Origin of the sequence: Nocardioides aromaticivorans, from assembly GCF_013408525.1 — a bacterium.
Classification (GTDB): domain Bacteria; phylum Actinomycetota; class Actinomycetes; order Propionibacteriales; family Nocardioidaceae; genus Nocardioides; species Nocardioides aromaticivorans.
This window is the reverse complement of the sequence record NZ_JACBZM010000001.1, coordinates 3,318,546-3,335,794: the sequence shown is the minus strand read 5'-3', so window position 1 is coordinate 3,335,794 and position 17,249 is coordinate 3,318,546. Positions and strand designations below refer to the sequence as shown.

General features: G+C 72.3%; 16 protein-coding genes and 1 riboswitch. Of the genes, 10 read left to right on the top strand and 6 right to left on the bottom strand.

Going from position 1 to position 17,249, the window contains the following annotated elements; all coding sequences use genetic code 11:
• Positions 1-4: 4 nt before the first annotated feature.
• Positions 5-148: riboswitch (SAM riboswitch) on the bottom strand.
• A 96-nt stretch (positions 149-244) separates the two neighbouring features.
• From otsB to BJ993_RS15855, 3 genes are all read right to left on the bottom strand, one after another.
• Entirely contained in the window at positions 245-1,087 is an 843-nt protein-coding gene (gene otsB / locus BJ993_RS15865; RefSeq protein ID WP_036547782.1) for a trehalose-phosphatase, read from the bottom strand.
• Between the two features lie 429 nt (positions 1,088-1,516).
• Positions 1,517-2,095: a LytR C-terminal domain-containing protein gene (locus BJ993_RS15860; protein WP_179649863.1), complete on the bottom strand. Its 579-nt coding sequence runs from the start codon at positions 2,093-2,095 to the stop codon at positions 1,517-1,519.
• Positions 2,096-2,111: 16 nt separating this feature from the next.
• Complete coding sequence (locus BJ993_RS15855) at positions 2,112-2,408, bottom strand: DUF3263 domain-containing protein (RefSeq protein ID WP_036547779.1); 297 nt, start codon at positions 2,406-2,408, stop codon at positions 2,112-2,114.
• 124 nt (positions 2,409-2,532) lie between these two features.
• Here BJ993_RS15855 and BJ993_RS15850 point away from each other — a divergent pair, with 124 nt between their 5' ends.
• The 8 genes from BJ993_RS15850 to BJ993_RS15815 all read left to right on the top strand — a co-directional run bounded on the left by BJ993_RS15850 (position 2,533) and on the right by BJ993_RS15815 (position 11,784).
• Positions 2,533-3,546, top strand: coding sequence for a Gfo/Idh/MocA family protein (locus tag BJ993_RS15850; protein WP_179649861.1), 1,014 nt, complete (start codon positions 2,533-2,535; stop codon positions 3,544-3,546).
• A 35-nt stretch (positions 3,547-3,581) separates the two neighbouring features.
• Positions 3,582-5,009 carry an alpha,alpha-trehalose-phosphate synthase (UDP-forming) gene (locus BJ993_RS15845; protein WP_036547774.1) on the top strand — a complete coding sequence of 476 codons (1,428 nt, stop codon included), beginning with the start codon at positions 3,582-3,584 and terminating at the stop codon, positions 5,007-5,009.
• A gap of 60 nt (positions 5,010-5,069) precedes the next feature.
• A complete protein-coding gene (locus BJ993_RS15840) occupies positions 5,070-6,254 on the top strand; it encodes an alpha/beta fold hydrolase (RefSeq protein WP_179649859.1) in 1,185 nt (394 codons plus the stop codon).
• A gap of 10 nt (positions 6,255-6,264) precedes the next feature.
• Positions 6,265-7,584, top strand: coding sequence for an MFS transporter (locus tag BJ993_RS15835; RefSeq protein WP_179649857.1), 1,320 nt, complete (start codon positions 6,265-6,267; stop codon positions 7,582-7,584).
• Positions 7,574-9,025 carry a pyridoxal phosphate-dependent decarboxylase family protein gene (locus tag BJ993_RS15830; RefSeq protein WP_179649855.1) on the top strand — a complete coding sequence of 484 codons (1,452 nt, stop codon included), beginning with the start codon at positions 7,574-7,576 and terminating at the stop codon, positions 9,023-9,025. Before BJ993_RS15835 ends, BJ993_RS15830 begins: the two co-directional genes overlap by 11 nt.
• Positions 9,026-9,381: 356 nt before the next feature.
• Positions 9,382-10,080, top strand: a complete 699-nt coding sequence (locus BJ993_RS15825; RefSeq protein ID WP_308645596.1) for a uracil-DNA glycosylase — start codon at positions 9,382-9,384, stop codon at positions 10,078-10,080.
• 42 nt (positions 10,081-10,122) lie between these two features.
• A complete protein-coding gene (locus tag BJ993_RS15820) occupies positions 10,123-10,938 on the top strand; it encodes a hypothetical protein (protein WP_179649853.1) in 816 nt (271 codons plus the stop codon).
• 63 nt (positions 10,939-11,001) lie between these two features.
• A complete protein-coding gene (locus tag BJ993_RS15815; protein WP_036547758.1) occupies positions 11,002-11,784 on the top strand; it encodes a dioxygenase family protein in 783 nt (260 codons plus the stop codon).
• Between the two features lie 264 nt (positions 11,785-12,048).
• On the opposite strand, the gene BJ993_RS15810 is transcribed toward BJ993_RS15815, so the two are convergent.
• On the bottom strand, positions 12,049-12,336 hold the full coding sequence (locus BJ993_RS15810) for a MerR family transcriptional regulator (RefSeq protein ID WP_179649851.1): 288 nt from the start codon (positions 12,334-12,336) through the stop codon (positions 12,049-12,051).
• Positions 12,337-12,413: 77 nt separating this feature from the next.
• On the opposite strand from BJ993_RS15810, the gene BJ993_RS15805 reads away from it, so the two are divergent.
• Positions 12,414-12,857 (top strand): Hsp20/alpha crystallin family protein, encoded by a 444-nt coding sequence (locus BJ993_RS15805; protein ID WP_179649849.1) that lies wholly within the window; start codon positions 12,414-12,416, stop codon positions 12,855-12,857.
• A 70-nt stretch (positions 12,858-12,927) separates the two neighbouring features.
• Here BJ993_RS15805 and BJ993_RS15800 read toward each other — a convergent pair whose 3' ends face one another.
• Positions 12,928-14,496 (bottom strand): succinic semialdehyde dehydrogenase, encoded by a 1,569-nt coding sequence (locus BJ993_RS15800; protein WP_179649847.1) that lies wholly within the window; start codon positions 14,494-14,496, stop codon positions 12,928-12,930.
• Positions 14,493-16,148 carry a GMC family oxidoreductase gene (locus BJ993_RS15795; protein ID WP_036547747.1) on the bottom strand — a complete coding sequence of 552 codons (1,656 nt, stop codon included), beginning with the start codon at positions 16,146-16,148 and terminating at the stop codon, positions 14,493-14,495. The genes BJ993_RS15800 and BJ993_RS15795 overlap by 4 nt, the downstream gene beginning before the upstream one ends.
• Positions 16,149-16,281: 133 nt before the next feature.
• Here BJ993_RS15795 and pdxY point away from each other — a divergent pair, with 133 nt between their 5' ends.
• A complete protein-coding gene (pdxY, locus tag BJ993_RS15790; RefSeq protein ID WP_179649845.1) occupies positions 16,282-17,142 on the top strand; it encodes a pyridoxal kinase PdxY in 861 nt (286 codons plus the stop codon).
• Positions 17,143-17,249 lie beyond the last annotated feature (107 nt).

The following is a 17,249-nucleotide window of genomic DNA, read 5'->3' as shown; positions in this document are numbered from 1 at the left end:
CTCCTTCTCATCTGTCCCGGACGACTCTCGCCGGGTCGGATTTGGCACCGTTTCCGCGACGTCCGCGCCAGCGTGCTGGCGCGTCCGGGAGTTCGCGGCGGTTGCCGGGACTTCTTCGGGCCGTTCCCTCAGTCCCTCTGGATGAGCGAGATCAATGTACGGGTGACAGGTCACCCACCACGAATCGAGATCCCGAATGGCGAGATCCACGTCCGGGATGTGAGATCAGGCGCGGCGGGGGGGCTCAGCGGCGGGCGCGCGCGTCCGCGGCGAGGCCGCGGAGGAATTCGAGGACGCCGTCCGGCCCGCGCACCACCACGTCCGACATCTCCACCAGCGCGCTCTGCTCGTCCGAGGCCGAGCACACGCGCAGGGTCGCGAGGCCCTGCCGACCGAGCTCGTCGACCGCCTCGAAGGCCTCCACGTCGCCCAGGTCGTCGCCGGCGAAGACGAAGCCCTCGGCATCGAGCACGGCCGCGAGCCGGTTGACCACCATGCCCTTGTGCGAGCCCGCCGAGCGGACCTCGATGACCGAGCGTCCCGGCTCCAGGACGAGGCCGTGGGCGCGGGCAAGCTCGCGCATCGGCGGCAGCAGCCGCTCGAACGCCTCCTCGGAGTCGGGCAGGCGCCGGGTGTGGACGGCGACCGCGAGCCCCTTGTCCTCGACGAAGGCCTCGCTCGCGCCGGCCAGGCGCAGGGTCCGCGGCAGGTCCCGCTCGAAGGTCGCCAGGCCCCGCGGCGGGCGCGCACCGAGGATCCGGCGCCGCCCCGAGCTCCACCGCTCGTTGCCGTACTGGCCGAAGACGAAGAGCTCCTTGCCGGCGGCCTGCAGGGCGTCGCCGACCTCCTCCAGGCCACCCAGGTCGAGCGCCTGCCGGGCCGGTCGTCCGGTGATCACCGCGATCGCGGCCACCTCGGCGGCGAGCTCCACGAGCGCCTCCCCGGCCGCGGGGTGGATGTGCGCCTTCGCGGGGTCCTCGACGATCGGGGCCAGCGTGCCGTCGAAGTCGAGGCCGACGACGGTGCGCGACGCGACACCGACCACGGCGTCGTACCGCTGTTCACCTTCGTCGGACGAGAACCTCACTGACCCATCCCACCATGCCGGCACGGGGAGATGGTGTCCGGTAGGTGAAGTTTCAACCCGGTGGGGCCCATCACCCAGCGGCGAAGACGCGCTCGCGCCGGAGGATTCGCGCGGCAGCGCGGCGGGAGCCGCCCTCCAGGCAGCTTGCTGCCCGCCCAGCGGCGAGGACGCGCTCGCGCCGGAGGATTCGCGCGGCAGCGCGGCGGGAGCCGCCCTCCAGGCAGCTTGCTGCCCGCCCAGCGGCGAGGACGCGCTCGCGCCGGAGGATTCGCGCGGCAGCGCGGCGGGAGCCGCCCTCCAGGCAGCTTGCTGCCCGCCCAGCGGCGAGGACGCGCTCGCGCCGGAGGATTCGCGCGGCAGCGCGGCGGGAGCCGCCCTCCAGGCAGCTTGCTGCCCGCCCAGCGGCGAAGACGCGCTCGCGCCGGGGAATCAGTCCAGTTCCCCGGTCAGGATGAGCGTCAGGTTGGTGTCCGACATGTCGCTGTCGGTGTCGGCCGGCTTGATCCGGGCGATGCCGAGGTCGAGGGCGAGCAGCTGCGCGGCCGCCTTCTTGCCCTTCGGGTAGTAGACGGTGGTGGCCGGGACCGTGCCGTACCAGTTGTCGGCGGCGGCGACCTTCCAGCCGGCCTCCGTGACCTTCTCGCCGACCCGGCTCGCGAGGCCGGCGATCTGGGTGTTGTTGAACACCACGACGGAGTGGTCGGCGCGGACGACCGGCTTGGGCTTCGGCTTCTCCTCGGCGGGCGGGGTCTGCGACGCGCCGTCCGAGGCGTCGTCCGACGCGTCCTCCCCGGCGTCGTCGGACGCGGAGTCGGAGGGGGTCGCGGCGGCCTTGGTCGCGGAGATGTCACGCTCGGCGGGCTCGTCGCCGCGGGTCGCGACGAAGGCCACAGCGGCGAGGATCACCGCGATGACGCTCAGCAGGACGACCGGCGAGGGCAGGACGGCGCCGCGCTCGCCACGGCGGCGGGTGGTCCGGGGTCCAGCAGGCCAGGTGGGGAAGGTCATGGCCGCCTCTCCTTGGTCAGATCTCGAAGCCGAGGCGGCGCGCGGAGCGCTGGCGCTGGCGCTGGGAGCGCAGGCGGCGCAGCCGGCGGACCAGCAGCGGGTCGTGCGCGAGGGCCTCGGGACGGTCGATCAGGGCGTTGAGCACCTGGTAGTAGCGCGTGGCGCTCATGTCGAACTGCTCGCGCACCGCCGTCTCCTTGGCGCCGGCGTACTTCCACCACTGGCGCTCGAACTCGAGAATGGCGCGGTCCCGGTCGCTGAGGTCGGCCGGAACGACCGGGGTGGCGTCCTGGTGGCTGCGCTCGGCGCTCATGAGGTCTCCTCGACGCTCGCGGGGGGGCTGTTCGACAGGTGTACGGGCCCCACTCTAACGTGCGAATCACAGCGATGTCATTCGGTCGCGCGGCGGGTCGCGACCGGGTCGATAGGGTTCCGGCATGACCGGGACGACCGCGCGGATCGGCTGGGGCATCCTCGCACCCGGCAAGATCTCGGCCCTGTTCGCGACCGACCTCGCCGTCGTACCGGACGCGCGGCTGGTCCACGTCGGCTCACGCACGCCCGAGCGCGCGGCGGCCTTCGCCGAGCGCCACGGCGCCGAGCGGTACGGCGACCAGGACGCCGTGCTCGCCGACCCGGACGTCGACGTCGTCTACATCGGGTCGCCGCACGTCGCGCACGCGGCGCAGGTGAGGCGGGCGCTCGAGGCCGGCAAGCACGTGCTCTGCGAGAAGCCGTTGACGCTCGACCGGGCGAGCGCGGAGCAGCTGTTCGCGACCGCGCGGGCGAACGACCGTTTCCTCATGGAGGCGATGTGGAGCGCCTGCAACCCGGTGTGGCGCGACCTGGCCCGCCGCCTGCGGGCCGGCGAGCTGGGCACGCCGCGGCACCTGTCGGCCGAGTTCCACTTCACGGCCCCCGCCGACCCGACGCACCGGCTGCTCGACCCGGCGCTCGGCGGTGGCGCGATGCACGACATCGGCCTCTACCCGCTCACGTTCGCGCACCTGATGCTCGGCGAGGCGCTCGAGCTGCGGGCCGTGGGGACGGTCGTCGACCGCCACGTCGACCTCGACGTCGCGATCAGCGGCCGCTACCCCGGCGACACCTACGCCACCCTGACGGCCGGGCTGACCTCGCAGTCGGCCAACCGGGCGCGGATCACCACCGACGCCGGCTGGGTGGAGGTCCCGGGTGACTTCCACGCCCCCTCGAGCTTCACCTTCAACGCGCTCGCGAAGCGCGGCCAGCCGGTCCGGCGGGTCGTCCACGAGCCGCCGGAGCCGATCATCGGCGCCGGCTACGGCAACGAGATCGCCCATGTCCACGACTGCCTGCGCTCGGGCCTGCGGGAGTCGCCGTGGGTCCCGGCGGCACAGACGCTGACGATCCTCGGTCAGATCGAGGACATTCGGGTACAGGTCGGGGCGTCGCCGCACCCCGCGGCCTGACGCACGTCCTGCCAGCCGACCCCTAAGGTGACCACGTGGCCCACGACCTGGTGATCGTTGCCAACCGCCTCCCCGTCGACCGCGTGAAGGGACCCGACGGCAAGACGACCTGGCGTCGCTCACCCGGCGGCCTCGTGTCGGCGATCGAGCCCGTGATGCGCGCCCACGACGGCGTCTGGGTCGGGTGGCCCGGCGGCACCGAGCAGCGGCTCAAGCCGTTCAAGGACGACGGCCTCGCGCTGGTCCCGCTCTCGATGACGGCGGAGGAGATCGAGGAGCACTACGAGGGCTTCTCCAACGGCACCCTGTGGCCGCTCTACCACGACGTCGTCGCCAAGCCGGAGTTCCACCGCGAGTGGTGGGACACCTACGTGAAGGTCAACCGCCGCTTCGCAGAGAAGGCCGCCGACCTCGCCGCGAAGGGCGCGACGGTCTGGGTGCACGACTACCAGCTGCAGCTGGTGCCGCAGATGCTCCGCGAGCTGCGCCCCGACCTGCGGATCGGCTTCTACCTGCACATCCCGTTCCCGCCCGCGGAGCTCTTCCAGCAGCTGCCCTGGCGGCGCCAGATCCTCGAGGGCCTGCTCGGCGCCGACCTGGTCGGCTTCCAGCTGCCCGGCGCCGCGCAGAACTTCATCCGCCTGGTCCGCCAGCGCGTCGGCCACAAGACGCACCGCGACCTCGTCTACCTGCCCGACGGGCGCACCGTCCGGGCGGCGGCGTTCCCCATCTCGATCGACGCCGCCGGGTTCCAGGAGATGGCCGAGTCCGAGGCGGTGACCGAGCGGGCCGCCGCCATCCGCGAGGCGCTCGGCAACCCGAAGAAGATCTTCCTGGGCATCGACCGGCTCGACTACACCAAGGGCATCTACGCCCGCCTGCGCGCCTTCGGCGAGCTGATCAGCGACGGCCGGCTGACGGTCGACGACGCCGTGTTCGTCCAGGTCGCCGTCCCCTCCCGGGAGCGGGTCGAGCACTACCGCAACCTGCGCGACGACATCGAGCGCCTCGTCGGCCGCCTCAACGGCGACCTCGGCAGGATCGGCCGCCCCGCCATCAGCTACCTCCACACGTCCTACCCCCGCGAGGAGATGGCGGCGCTCTACCGCGCCGCGGACGTGATGGTGGTGACGCCGTACCGCGACGGGATGAACCTCGTCGCCAAGGAGTACGTCGCCTGCCGGATCCACGAGGACGGGGCGCTCGTGCTCTCGGAGTTCGCCGGGGCGGCCGACGAGCTGCGGCAGGCCTGGCTGGTCAACCCCTACGACATGAACGGCATGAAGGCCGCACTGCTCGAGGCCTACGAGGCCGAGCCCAAGGAGCTCGCCCGGCGGATGAAGGCGATGCGCAAGCAGATCGCCCAGCACGACGTGAAGGCGTGGGCCGACAGCTTCATGACCGAGCTCGAGGACGAGGGCAACAACCACCGCAAGACGCTGCGCCCCGCCGACCGCAGCTGATCACCGGGCCTCCTGCGGACGACGGCCGCGGGACGCCCCGCTGCGCGGTAGTTTTCGCACATGGATCTGGTGCCCCTGCGCTCCGTGCCCGGCGCGGGCCTCCTCCCCGGCCCCGACCAGGTGGTCGCGGCGGCGAGCAATGTCGCGCACAAGGTGCTCTACGGCGGTGTCGCCGACCTGCGCCCGATGCCCCGCACGCTGATCGATGACGGCACGCTGCGCGAGGTCTACCACTACCGGCCGGCCGGCCACGTCCAGGAGAAGGGTGACCCGGTCCTGCTGGTGACGCCGCTGGCCGCCCCGTCGAGCTGCTACGACCTGCGCCGCGGCTGCTCGCTGGTCGAGCACTTCGTGACCGAGGGCCGGCCGACCTATCTCGTCGAGTACGGCGAGGTCTCGTTCCGCGACCGCAACCTCGGCATGGAGCACTGGATCGACGAGGTCGTGCCGACCGCGATCCGCGAGGTCTCGAAGCACGCCGGTGGCCGACCGGTGCACGTCATCGGCTGGAGCCTCGGCGGGATCTTCTCGATGCTCACCCTCGCCGACAAGCGCTCCGGCGAGCTGCCGGTCGCGTCGCTCACGGTCGTCGGCTCCCCCATCGACATCTCGCTGGTGCCCCTGCTCGCGCCGTTCCGGCCGCTGCTCAACTTCTTCAACGGCAAGGGGCCGATCACCAAGGGCTACCAGATGCTGGGCGGTGCCCCGAAGCCGCTGGTGAAGTGGGCCTTCCAGCTGACGGCCTTCCAGAAGCTCGTCACGAAGCCGATCGCACTGGCGACCCATGTCGACGACCGCGAGTTCCTCGCGCAGGTCGAGGCGGTCGACCACTTCACCGCCAACATGATCGCCTACCCCGGGCGCACCTTCGGGCAGCTCTACCACCGCTTCGCGAAGGGCAACCAGCTCGCAACGGGCACCTTCGAGCTCGACGACCGCACCATCGACCTGGCCGACATCCGGGTGCCGGTGCTGGTCTTCGGCGGCTCCACGGACGGCATCGCCCCGGTGCCGGCGGTGCACGCCGTCGTACCCCTGCTGACGGGGGCGGAGGAGGTCCGCTTCGAGGTCGTGCCAGGCGGTCACCTCGGCATGCTGACCGGTCGTGCCGCGCGCACCACCACGTGGCTGGCGATGGACGAGTGGATCAACCAGTGGTCCACCGACAACAAACCGGCCGTGCCGATCGGCACCAACCGCAAGCGTCGTACGTCGTCGGCCGCGTCCCGCTCCCTGGCGAAGTGAGCCGGGCGCGGTGAGCCCGGGACGCCGCGTCCGGATCGGGTACGGCGCCGGGTCGGTCGCCACCGGTGCGTTCGGCACCGTCCCGGGACTGATGCTGCTCCCCTATCTCACCGACACCCTCGCCGTCCCGGCGCTGGCCGCCGGCGCGATCGTCTTCCTGCCGAAGGCCTGGGACGTGGTGCTCAACCCGGTCGCCGGGCGGATCAGCGACCGCTCCGTCGACCCGCGGGGGCCGCGCCGGCCGTGGCTGCTGCGGGCCGGCGTCGCGCTGGCGGCCTGCTTCGCGCTGCTGTTCGCCGCGCCCGACCTGGGCTCGCGGACGGTCGACGCGGCGTGGGTGCTCGTCGCGTTCCTGGCCTGCGCGACGGCGTACGCGTTCTTCCAGGTGCCCTATGTCGCGATGCCCGCGGAGATCACGGGCTCCTACGAGGAGCGGACCCGGCTGATGACCTGGCGGGTGGCGATCCTGGCGTTCACCATCCTGCTGGCGGGGGCGAGCGCCCCGGCGATCCGCGACGCGATCGGGGGCCGGGACGGCTACCGCGTCATGGGCGTGGCGATGGCGCTGCTCATCCTGACCGGCGCGCTGCTCGCCTACCGCGGCACCCGCTCCGCGCCGGTCGGTGCGGTCACCCCCGGCGCCGGCTCCCTGCGCGACCAGCTGCGCGTGGTCGCCGGTGCCCGCGACTTCCGGGTGCTGCTGACGACCTTCGTGCTGCAGGCACTGGCGACGGGCTGCATGCTCGCCGGCGTCGACTACCTCGCCGGCGACGTGCTGGAGCGCGACGGCGCGGCGACCGTCCTCTTCCTCTGCTTCGTCGGGCCGGCCCTGCTGCTGACGCCCGCGTGGGCGGCGATCGGGCAGCGGATCGGCAAGAAGCAGGGCTACCTGCTGTCGTCGCTCGTGCTCGCGGCCGGTGCGGCCGCGGTCCTGCCCGCTGCGGGCGCGCCCGCCTTCCTCGTGTTCCTCGCCGTCGGGTTGGTCGGGGTCGGCTACGCCGGCATCCAGGTGTTCCCGCTCGCGATGCTGCCGGACGTCGCAGCCGTCGACGCCCGTCGTACCGGCTCCTCGCGGATCGGCGTCTACACGGGCGTCTGGACGGCCGGGGAGACGCTCGGACTCGCGCTCGGGCCGGGACTGTTCGCCGTCGTGCTCGCCCTCGGCGACTACCGGTCCAGCGACTCCGGCGACGTGCTCCAGCCCGACTCGGCCGTCACCGCGATCACCCTCGGCTTCTCCGTCCTGCCCGCCCTGCTGGTACTCCTGAGCCTGCGGTGGCTGCGGGGCTACGCGCTCGACGAGACGGAGGTGGACCGCGTTGACGCCTGACGACGTGCGCGCCCGGCTGGCGGCGCTGCAGGCCGATGACCTGCCCGTGCACGGCGGCCGCACCCTGGCCTACGTGTACGACGCCGGGCTGGCCGAGGTCGACGCGCTGGCCCGCGACGCCGTCGCCGCCTTCGCCGGCAGCAACGGGCTGGACCCGACGGCCTTCCCGAGCCTGCTGGCGATGGAGAACGACCTCGTCGCCTTCGCCCGCGGCCTGGTCGACGGGCCCGACACGATGGTCGGGACGCTGACCTCCGGTGGCACGGAGTCCTGCCTGCTCGCGGTGCAGGGCGCGCGCGACGCGCGGCCCGAGGTCGCAGCCCCGTCGATGGTGGTTCCGGAGACCGTGCACGCCGCCTTCCACAAGGCCGCGCACTACTTCGGGGTGCGCGCCGTCGTGGTGCCGGTCGGACCGGACCACCGCGCGGACGCCGCGGCGATGGCGGCGGCGATCGACGAGAGCACCGTGCTGGTGGTGGCGAGCGCGCCGTCGTACGCGCACGGGGTGGTGGACCCCATCACCGAGATCGCGGCAGCGGCCGCGGCCCGCGGGGTGCGGTGCCACGTCGACGCGTGCATCGGCGGCTGGGTGCTGCCGTGGGCCGCGCGGCTCGGCCGGCCGGTGCCGGCGTGGACCTTCGCGGTCGAGGGCGTCACGTCGATCTCGACCGACCTCCACAAGTACGCCTACGCGCCGAAGGGCGCCTCCCTGCTGCTGCACCGCACGCCGCAGCTGCGGCGGCCGCAGTACTTCGCCCACGCCGGCTGGCCCGGCTACACGATGCTCAACGCGACCCTGCAGTCGACGCGCTCGGGCGGGCCGGTCGCCGGCGCGTGGGCGACGGTGCAGGCGATCGGCGACGACGGCTACCTCGACCTGACCCGCCGCGCCCTGGAGGCGACCGACCGGATCTGCGCGGGGATCAGGGACCTCGACGGGCTGGCGCTCGTCGCCGTACCCGACTCGACGCTCGTCGCGGCGGTCGCCGACGGACCGCTCGACGTCTTCACGGTCTGCGACGAGATGGCGCAGCGCGGCTGGTTCGTCCAACCGCAGCTGTCGTACGACGCCCGGCCGCCCTCGCTGCACCTGGCGGTCAGTGCCGCGACCGACCCGGCGGGCTTCCTCGCGGCGCTGCAGGAGTCCGTGGCGGCGGCGGTCGCCGCCGGCCCGGTGCCGGTGGACGCCGGCGTGGTCGAGCTGCTGCAGACGCTCGACCCGGCGACCCTCGGCGATGCGGAGTTCGACCTCCTGCTCGCGGCCGGCGGGCTCGCCGGCGACGACGGCGGACTCGGCCTGCCCGAGCGGATGGCACCCGTCAACGCGCTGCTCGACGCGGCCCCGCCGCGCCTGCGGGAGGCGGTGCTGGTGGCCTTCCTCGACCGGCTCGCGCGACCTTCTCCCGCCTCTTCTGCCGCGTCGATCGCTGGGGACGCCTAGTCCCAAAGGACTAGGCGACCTCGGCCGCCTTCCCGATCCCGGGACCCGTCCCGGCTCCGTAGATTTCTCATCACCGACGCGGACCTCGAAGCCCGCTGGAGGGAGCCCCACCGGGTCCGGCACCCCAATTGCCGGGAGTGCCCCCGGGAGGACCAGCAAGGGCTCGAGATCCGCGTCGGAGCTAGTCACCCACCGGGTGGCGCCCCTGGGAGGGAGAGGGGCGGCACCGGACGGTGGTGGCAGGTGTGGGCGCGAAGGGAGAGCGCGGCCCACGCACGGGAGCAGCACCGCGGCCGGCCCGAAGGATGGGTGGGTCTGGGGGGACCAGGCGCCTTCGGGCGCACTAGGGTTCGGCCGTGGGTGCTCTCTCCAAGCTCGTCGACCAGGGCCTGATGGCCGCTGACTGGGCCGAGGCTCTCGCGCCGGTCGAGGACCGCGTCACCGCGCTCGGCCAGTTCCTGCGCGATGAGATCGCCGCCGGCCGCTCGTACCAGCCCGCCGGCGAGCGCGTCTTCCGCGCGTTCCAGCGGCCGCTGGCCGAGGTCCGGGTGCTCATCGTGGGCCAGGACCCGTACCCGAACCCGGCGCACCCGATCGGGCTCTGCTTCGCCGTCGAGCGCGGCATCACCCCGCTCCCGCCGAGCCTGCGCAACATCTACCAGGAGCTCGCCGACGACGTCGGCTTCGTGCCGCCGGGCCACGGCGACCTGAGCGCGTGGACCGACCAGGGCGTGATGCTGCTCAACCGCGTGCTGACCGTCCGGCCCGGCGAGCCCGGGTCCCACCGCGGCCAGGGCTGGGAGCACGTCACGGCGTGCGCGATCCAGGCCGTCGTACGACAGGCCGAGGCGGGGGCACCGATCGCCGCGATCCTGTGGGGACGGGACGCCCAGACGCTCAAGCCGCACCTCGGCCCCATCCCGTGGGTCGAGTCCGTGCACCCGTCGCCGCTGTCGGCCCACCGGGGCTTCTTCGGCTCGCGCCCGTTCAGCCGCGTCAACCAGCTGCTCGCCGAGCGGGGCGGCCGGCCGATCGACTGGACCCTGCCGGCCTGACGCCGCGTTTCCCCGGTCACGCGGCCGGGGAGCGTGTGCTGCATGTACGAGCCCTACGTGCCGCCAGGCCGTCCCACCGACGAGCCCGTCTGCGCGTGCACGGCCCAGGGCGTCCCCTGCCCGGCCGACTGCGAGCGCTGTCCGGCCGACTGCCCGGCGCGCGTCGCCGTGGCGCCGTACCAGCCGTACGACGAGCCCGCCCCCGTCGTGTCGTCCTCCTCATCATCATCGTCATCCTGGTCCACCCCGCACCGGCGGCGACGTTCGTTCTCGGGCGGCTCGTCCGGCCGACGACACTCGTCCTCCACGCGCCCGTCGGACTCGTCCGGCGGCTCGTCGCGACGGTCCACGGGCAAGAAGGCCGGCGCCGGACTCGGCGCGGCCGCGACGGCAGCGGCCGGTGGGATCGGCGCCCTGTCGTCCGGTGGCGAGGACCCGGGGGCGAGCGACCCCGAGCCGTACTCCACCCACTCCGACCCCTACGCCCCGTACGACGACCTGCAGACCGTCGAGGACCGCACGAGTGCACCGATCGTGTCGTTCCGGGCGCAGCAGGGTGGACGCCTGGTCGTGGTCACCGGCACGTGGCCCGACGACGAGCAGCCGGCCGGCTGTCGGGTCGAGGTCACGGCGGTCGAGCACGCCGACCGGGTCGTGCTCGAGGCGAGCGCTCCGGTCACGCGGTGGCAGCTCCAGCAGGGCCGGGCCTGTGATCCGCCGGCGGAGTGGTCGACCGGCACGTCGTACGTCCAGCTCGACGAGCCGCTCGGCTCCCGCAGGGTGGTCACCTCCGGTCCCCTGCTCCGCCGCGGCGAGGAGGTCGATCCGGCGGGCGCGGCCCGCGTGCCGCGCCGCTGACCGAGGCCCTTCCCACCGGGCGCGCGATGGAATATAGTTGAGGCTTCAACTATTGAGGTGGACATGACGGACACGACCGCACGGATGCCGGCCCTCTACATCGGGCACGGCGCGCCGCCCCTGCTCGACGACCCGGTGTGGTCGGGCCAGCTCGCCGCGTGGGCGAAGGACCTGCCCCGCCCGAAGGCGATCCTGATCGTCAGCGCGCACTGGGAGTCCGCTCCCCTGTCGCTCAGCGCCAGCCACGCACCGCTGGTCTACGACTTCGGCGGGTTCGCGCCGAAGTACTACCAGATGACCTACGAGACGCCCGACGCCACCGCGTTCGCCGCCCAGGTGGCCGCGATCATGCCGCGCACCGAGCCGGTCCACCAGCACTCCTCGCGCGGCCTCGACCACGGCGCCTGGGTGCCGCTGCGGATCATGTACCCCGACGCGGACATCCCCGTCCTGCAGATGTCGCTGCCGACCCACGACCCCGGCCGGCTGATGGAGATCGGTCGCCGCCTGCGCCCGCTGCGCGACGAGGGCGTGCTCATCATCGGCTCCGGCTTCCTCACCCACGGCCTGCCCTTCCTGACCGAGTTCCGGATCGACGCCGCCGCCCCCGGCTGGTCGACCGACTTCGACGCCTGGGCCGGCGAGGCGATGGCCCGCGGCGACGTCGACGAGCTCGCGTCCTTCCGCGACAAGGCGCCGGGCATGCCGTTCGCCCACCCGACCGTCGAGCACTACAGCCCGCTCTTCGTCACCCTCGGCGCCGCGAGCGACCCCTCCGAGCCCGGCGACCAGGTGATCGACGGGTTCTGGATGGGGCTCTCCAAGCGCAGCCTCCAGGTGGCCTGAGTCCGAGCGCGACGACCCCGCGAGGCACGAGCGGGGTCGTCGATCAGCGAGGAGGTCGAGGAGCGTCGGCTCAGACCCGAGCGCAGCGAGGGACTGAGCGACGCGTCACGAGACCGGGTCGCATCGCGACCGAGAGCGGCCCAGCAGCCACACCGGGGCCACCGCACCCGGGGCCAGACGTCTCGTGACGGTCGCTGCGCGACCTCCTCGACGACCGGGCGCTCGCGACGGTCGCTGCGCGACCTCCTCGATGACCGGGCGTCGTCACCGCCGATCGGCGAGCCGCGCCTTCAGCCGCGCCACCTCGGCCTCGAGCTCGAGCACCTTGGCGATCCCGGCGAGGTTGAGCCCGTCCGCGAGCAGGTCGCGGATCCGGTGGAGGGTCTCGATGTCGGCGCGGCTGTAGAGCCGCGTGCCGCCCTCGCTGCGCGCGGGCTCCAGCAGGCCGCGTCGCTCGTAGACCCGGATGTTCTGGATCTGCAGCGAGGTCAGGTCCGCCGCGACCGAGATCGCGAAGACACCACGCCTGTGCTCCCGCTGGGCTTGATTCATGGCAACAGATTATCTATAACAGTCATTGCAGATCCAGCGACCGGCCGAGAGCCGGTGAAACCGAAGGGAGACATGTCATGTTGCTGCGTACCACCGATCCGTTCCGCGACTTCGACAGGCTGACCGGCCAGCTCCTCGGCGCCGGATGGGGCACGACCAACCGCCCGGCCGTCATGCCGATGGACGCGTGGCGCCAGGGCGACGAGTTCGTCCTCGAGTTCGACCTCCCGGGCGTCAACCGCGAGAGCATCGACATCGACGTCGAGCGCAACGTGGTGACGATCAAGGCCGAGCGGGTCGCGGGCAACGGCGACTGGCAGCGGCTCGCGTCCGAGCGGACGCACGGCCAGTTCTCGCGCCAGCTCGTCCTGGGCGACAACCTCGACCTCGAGCGCATCGACGCGAACTACGACAACGGCGTGCTGCGCCTGGTCGTGCCCGTCGCGGAGAAGGCGAAGCCGCGCAAGATCGAGATCGGCGGCTCCGCCCCGGCCGAGGGCCGTGAGGCGATCGAGGCCTGAGCCGCACGAGGAACGGCCGGCGTGGGTGACCACGCCGGCCGTTCGTGCGTCTCGTGACGGTCGGTCCGGGTCAGCGGACGCGGAGCTTCTTCATCAGCTTCAGCGAGCCCAGCATCTGCTTGACGTAGGCCTCGTAGGCCTGGCCCGGACGCGGGCCCATGACCTGCTTCTTGAGCACCGCGACGTTCTTGGCATCGGTGTACTTCAGCAGGCCCTGGTCGCCGTGGCGGGCGCCGACGCCGGACTTCTTCACGCCGCCCGACGGCGAGCCCTTCGACGCGTACGCCGTGGCGAGCGCGTCGTTGATGTTGACATTGCCCGACTCGATCCGCGCAGCGACGGCCTCGGCGCGGGCGAGGTCGCCGCCCCAGACCGAGGCATTGAGCCCGTAGTCGGTGTCATTGGCGAGGTGGATCGCCTCGTCGACGGTGCGGTACGGGTACAGCGACACGACCGGTCCGAAGGTCTCGGTGTGGCCGGCCAGCATGTCCTTCGTGACGCCCTCGAGGACCGTCGGCTCGAAGAAGGCGGGGCCGATGTCGGGCCGGGCCCGACCCCCGGTCAGCACGGTCGCCCCCTTCGCGACGGCGTCCTCCACGTGCGACGCGACGCGGTCGCGGTGGTCGGGGCTGACCAGCGAGCCGATCTCGGGCCCGAAGTCGTAGGCCGCGCCGATCTGCAGGTTCGCGGCCCGCTCGACGAAGGCCGACTTCAGCTCGTCGTACCGGCTCTCGGGGAGGTAGATCCGCTCGATGTGCATGCAGATCTGGCCGGTGTTGCCGAAGACGCCGAAGGTGGTGCCCTCGACCCACTCCTCGACGTTGACGTCGTCGAGCACGATCATCGGGTTCTTGCCGCCGAGCTCGAGGCAGCAGCCGATCAGGTTGCGACCGGCGCGCTCGCCGATGACCCGGCCGGTGGCGGTGGAGCCGGTGAACATGACGTAGTCGGCGTTGTCGATCAGCGTCGGGCCGATGTCGGGACCCTCGCCGCAGACGACCTGGAAGAGGCCCTTCGGGAGACCCGCCTCCTCGAGCAGCGAGATGCCGTAGAGCGGCGAGAGCGCGGTCTTGTTGTCCGGCTTCACCACGACGGCGTTGCCGGCGATCAGCGCCGGGATCGCGTCGGACAGGCCCGTCGCGAACGGGAAGTTCCACGGCGCGATGATGCCGACCACGCCCTTCGGGACGCGGACCTCGGTCGAGCCCGACACGATCGGCACCGGGCCGCCGTGCTTCTTCGGCGCGAGCAGCTTCTTCGCGCGCCTGAGGTAGTACGACATCACCATCGGCGGGTCGCAGGTCTCCTCGATCGCCATCCGCCGGTTCTTGCCGCTCTCCACCTGGATCAGGTCGGCGGTCGTGTGGGCGTTGTCGACGAGGAGGGTGTGTGCACGGTCGAAGACCTCGAGCCGCTTGGCGACCGGCCACTGCGCCCACAGCTCCTGGGCGGCGCGGGCCTCGGCGAAGGCCTCCTCGATGTCCTGCTCGGTCGACTGGGGCAGCTCGACGAGCACCTCGCCGGTGTAGACCTCGGTGAGCTTCCAGGTCGCGCCAGTGCGGCCGGGGACGCGAGCGACGAGCCGCTCGAGGAGCTCGTCGGTGACCGACGCCGGCCGCTGCGGCGTACCGGCCGTCACCACGAGACCCCGCCCAGGATGAGCTCGGCGGCCTTCTCGCCGATCATGTAGCAGGGCGCGTTGGTGTTGCCGCCGGTGATGCTCGGCATGATCGACGCGTCCGCGACCCGGAGGCCCTCGATGCCACGGACCTTGAGGTCCGGGCCGACGACGGCGCGCTCGTCGACGCCCATCCGGCAGGTGCCGACGCCGTGGTAGACCGACGTCGAGCGGTTCTTGAGCGCGACCCGCAGCTCCTTGCCGTTCGGGATCGACGGTCCGGGGTGGATCTCCTCCTTGACCGCGCCGCCGAAGGCCGCGGAGGCCATGATCTCGCGGATCATCTCGGTGCCCTCGGCGAGCACCTCGACGTCGTCGGGGTGGGTGAAGAAGCCGTAGTCGACGAGCGGGGCCGCCTTCGGGTCGGCGGAGGCGAGGCGCAACGTGCCGCGGCTCTTGGGGTAGATGAGCGTCGAGAAGACCGTGAGCGAGGGACGGCCGTCGGGGATGTGGCGGATCGGCTCGTCCTGGTTGGGGCTCGGGTACGCCCAGGGCAGCATGTGCAGCTGCAGGTCGGGGATGTCGGTCGCCATCGACGTACGGACGAATCCGACCGACTCGAAGACGGAGTTGTCGAGGAACGAGTCGCCACGGACGACGTCGCGCGCGATGCCCTTGAAGAAGGTCCAGGCGTTGCCGCGGTACTTCACGCTCGGCACGTGGAACGACAGCGGGTGGAACAGGTGGTCGTGCAGGTTGTCGCCCACCGGGAGGTCCGCGACGCAGTCGATGCCGAGGCTGGCCAGGTGGTCGGCGTGGCCGATGCCGGACAGCATGAGCAGCTGCGGGCTGTTGGCGAAGCCGGCCGAGAGGATGACCTCCTTGCCCGCCTTGATGAAGCGCCGGGTGCCGCCACCCTTGCCCTCGTCGACGACCTCGACGCCCGTCGCCCGGCCGTCCTTGACGACGACCTTCGTGACGAGCACCTCGGTCTGGAACTCGAGCGTGCGCGGCGCGAGGTCGTGCACGTAGCCACGGGTCGCCGAGTAGCGGACGCCGTCGGCGGCGTTCTGCTGCATCCGCGCGATGCCCTCCTGCTCGGCGCCGTTGTAGTCGTCGAGCACCTTGACGCCGAGGGTGTCGGCGGTGGCCTGGATGAACTGCAGGCTCGCCTCCTGCGGCGTCTTGTTGCGCGTGATCTTGATCGGGCCGCCCGCACCGCGGTAGGCGTTCTCGCCGTCCTCGAAGTCCTCGTAGCGCTTGAACGCGGCATTGGCGCTGTCGGCGTCCCAGCCCACGTTGCCCTCGGCCGCCCACGAGTCGTAGTTGGCCCGGTTGCCACGGACGTAGACCATGCCGTTGACCGACGAGGAGCCGCCGCCCACCTTGCCGCGTGGGACGGGCATCCGCCGACCGTCGAGGCCGGGCTGCGGCACGGAGCGGTAGCCCCAGTCGAAGAGCTTCTCGAGCCGCGGCTCGGAGTGCATCGGGCCGATCATGCCCGGCTTGCGGGTGAAGTAGCCGTGCATGCCCTTCTCGTCGGACTTGCCGGCCTCCAGCAGGATCACCGTCGCCCCGGACTGGGCCAGGCGGCCGGCGACGATCGCGCCGGAGCTGCCGGATCCGACCACCACGTAGTCGGCTTCGTTGCTGTACGTCGGGCGCTTGGCCATCGCGCTGATCCCATCCTTCGCTCGGGGTGACCGGGGTCATAGGGGGCCCGGCGAGCACACTGTAACGCGTTCTAGTTTCTTCACGAAAGGGTTTCACTTTCCGTCTTCGGTCCGGCTGCAGCAGGATGGGCGGGTGCGGATCCTGTCCATCCAGTCCTCGGTCGCCTACGGCCACGTCGGCAACTCCGCGGCGGTGTTCCCGCTGCAGCGCCTGGGCCACGAGGTGTGGCCGGTGTTCACCGTCCACTTCTCCAACCACACCGGGTACGGCGCCTGGCGCGGCCCGCTGCTCGCGCCGGCCGATGTGGCCGAGGTGATCGCCGGGATCGGCGACCGCGACGTGCTGGGCGACTGCGACGCCGTCCTCTCCGGCTACCAGGGCGACCCCGCCATGGGCGCGGTCATCCTCGACGCCGTCGCGACCGTGAAGTCGCTCAACCCCGCGGCCGTCTACTGCTGCGACCCGGTCATCGGCGACGTCGGACGCGGCGTCTTCGTCCGCCCCGGGATCCCCGAGTTCATCCGCGACGAGGTCGTCCCGCAGGCCGACGTACTGACGCCCAACCACTTCGAGCTGGAGTTCCTCGCCGGCGGCGAGGCCCGCACCGCCGACGAGGTCCTCGACGCGGTCGACGCCGTCCGCGCCCGCGGGCCGCGCGACGTCCTCGTCACCTCCGTCCGGTACGACGACAACGACGCCGCCCACGAGGAGACCCTCGAGCTCGTGGCCGTCTCCGACGAGGGCGCGTGGGCCGTCACCACGCCGCTGCTCCCGATCGCCCCCAACGGCGGCGGCGACCTGACCGCGGCGCTCTACCTGGCCCACCTGCTCGAGTCCGGCTCCCCCGCCGTCGCCCTCGGGCGCACCACGTCATCGGTGTTCGCGGTGCTCGAGGCGACCCTCACCGCCGGCACGCGGGAGCTGCAGATCATCGGGGCGCAGGACGCGATCGCCGCTCCCCCGGCCCGGTTCGAGGTCCGGCGTCTGCGCTGATCCCGCGCCCGGCCCCGCCTCCAAGCGGCTTGTGCGCCTCCAGCGGCTTGTGCGGCTCCAGCGGCTTGCGTCATGCGTTCCGGTCGTTCGGACGACCGCTTCGCATG

Bases quoted from the DNA above. Each gene is read 5' to 3' on its own strand.
- BJ993_RS15860 (WP_179649863.1), bottom strand. From the start codon at position 2,095: ATGACCTTCCCCACCTGGCCTGCTGGACCCCGGACCACCCGCCGCCGT.
- BJ993_RS15855 (WP_036547779.1), bottom strand. From the start codon at position 2,408: ATGAGCGCCGAGCGCAGCCACCAGGACGCCACCCCGGTCGTTCCGGCC.
- BJ993_RS15850 (WP_179649861.1), top strand. From the start codon at position 2,533: ATGACCGGGACGACCGCGCGGATCGGCTGGGGCATCCTCGCACCCGGC.
- BJ993_RS15840 (WP_179649859.1), top strand. From the start codon at position 5,070: ATGGATCTGGTGCCCCTGCGCTCCGTGCCCGGCGCGGGCCTCCTCCCC.
- BJ993_RS15820 (WP_179649853.1), top strand. From the start codon at position 10,123: ATGTACGAGCCCTACGTGCCGCCAGGCCGTCCCACCGACGAGCCCGTC.
- BJ993_RS15815 (WP_036547758.1), top strand. From the start codon at position 11,002: ATGACGGACACGACCGCACGGATGCCGGCCCTCTACATCGGGCACGGC.
- BJ993_RS15810 (WP_179649851.1), bottom strand. From the start codon at position 12,336: ATGAATCAAGCCCAGCGGGAGCACAGGCGTGGTGTCTTCGCGATCTCG.
- BJ993_RS15805 (WP_179649849.1), top strand. From the start codon at position 12,414: ATGTTGCTGCGTACCACCGATCCGTTCCGCGACTTCGACAGGCTGACC.
- BJ993_RS15795 (WP_036547747.1), bottom strand. From the start codon at position 16,148: ATGGCCAAGCGCCCGACGTACAGCAACGAAGCCGACTACGTGGTGGTC.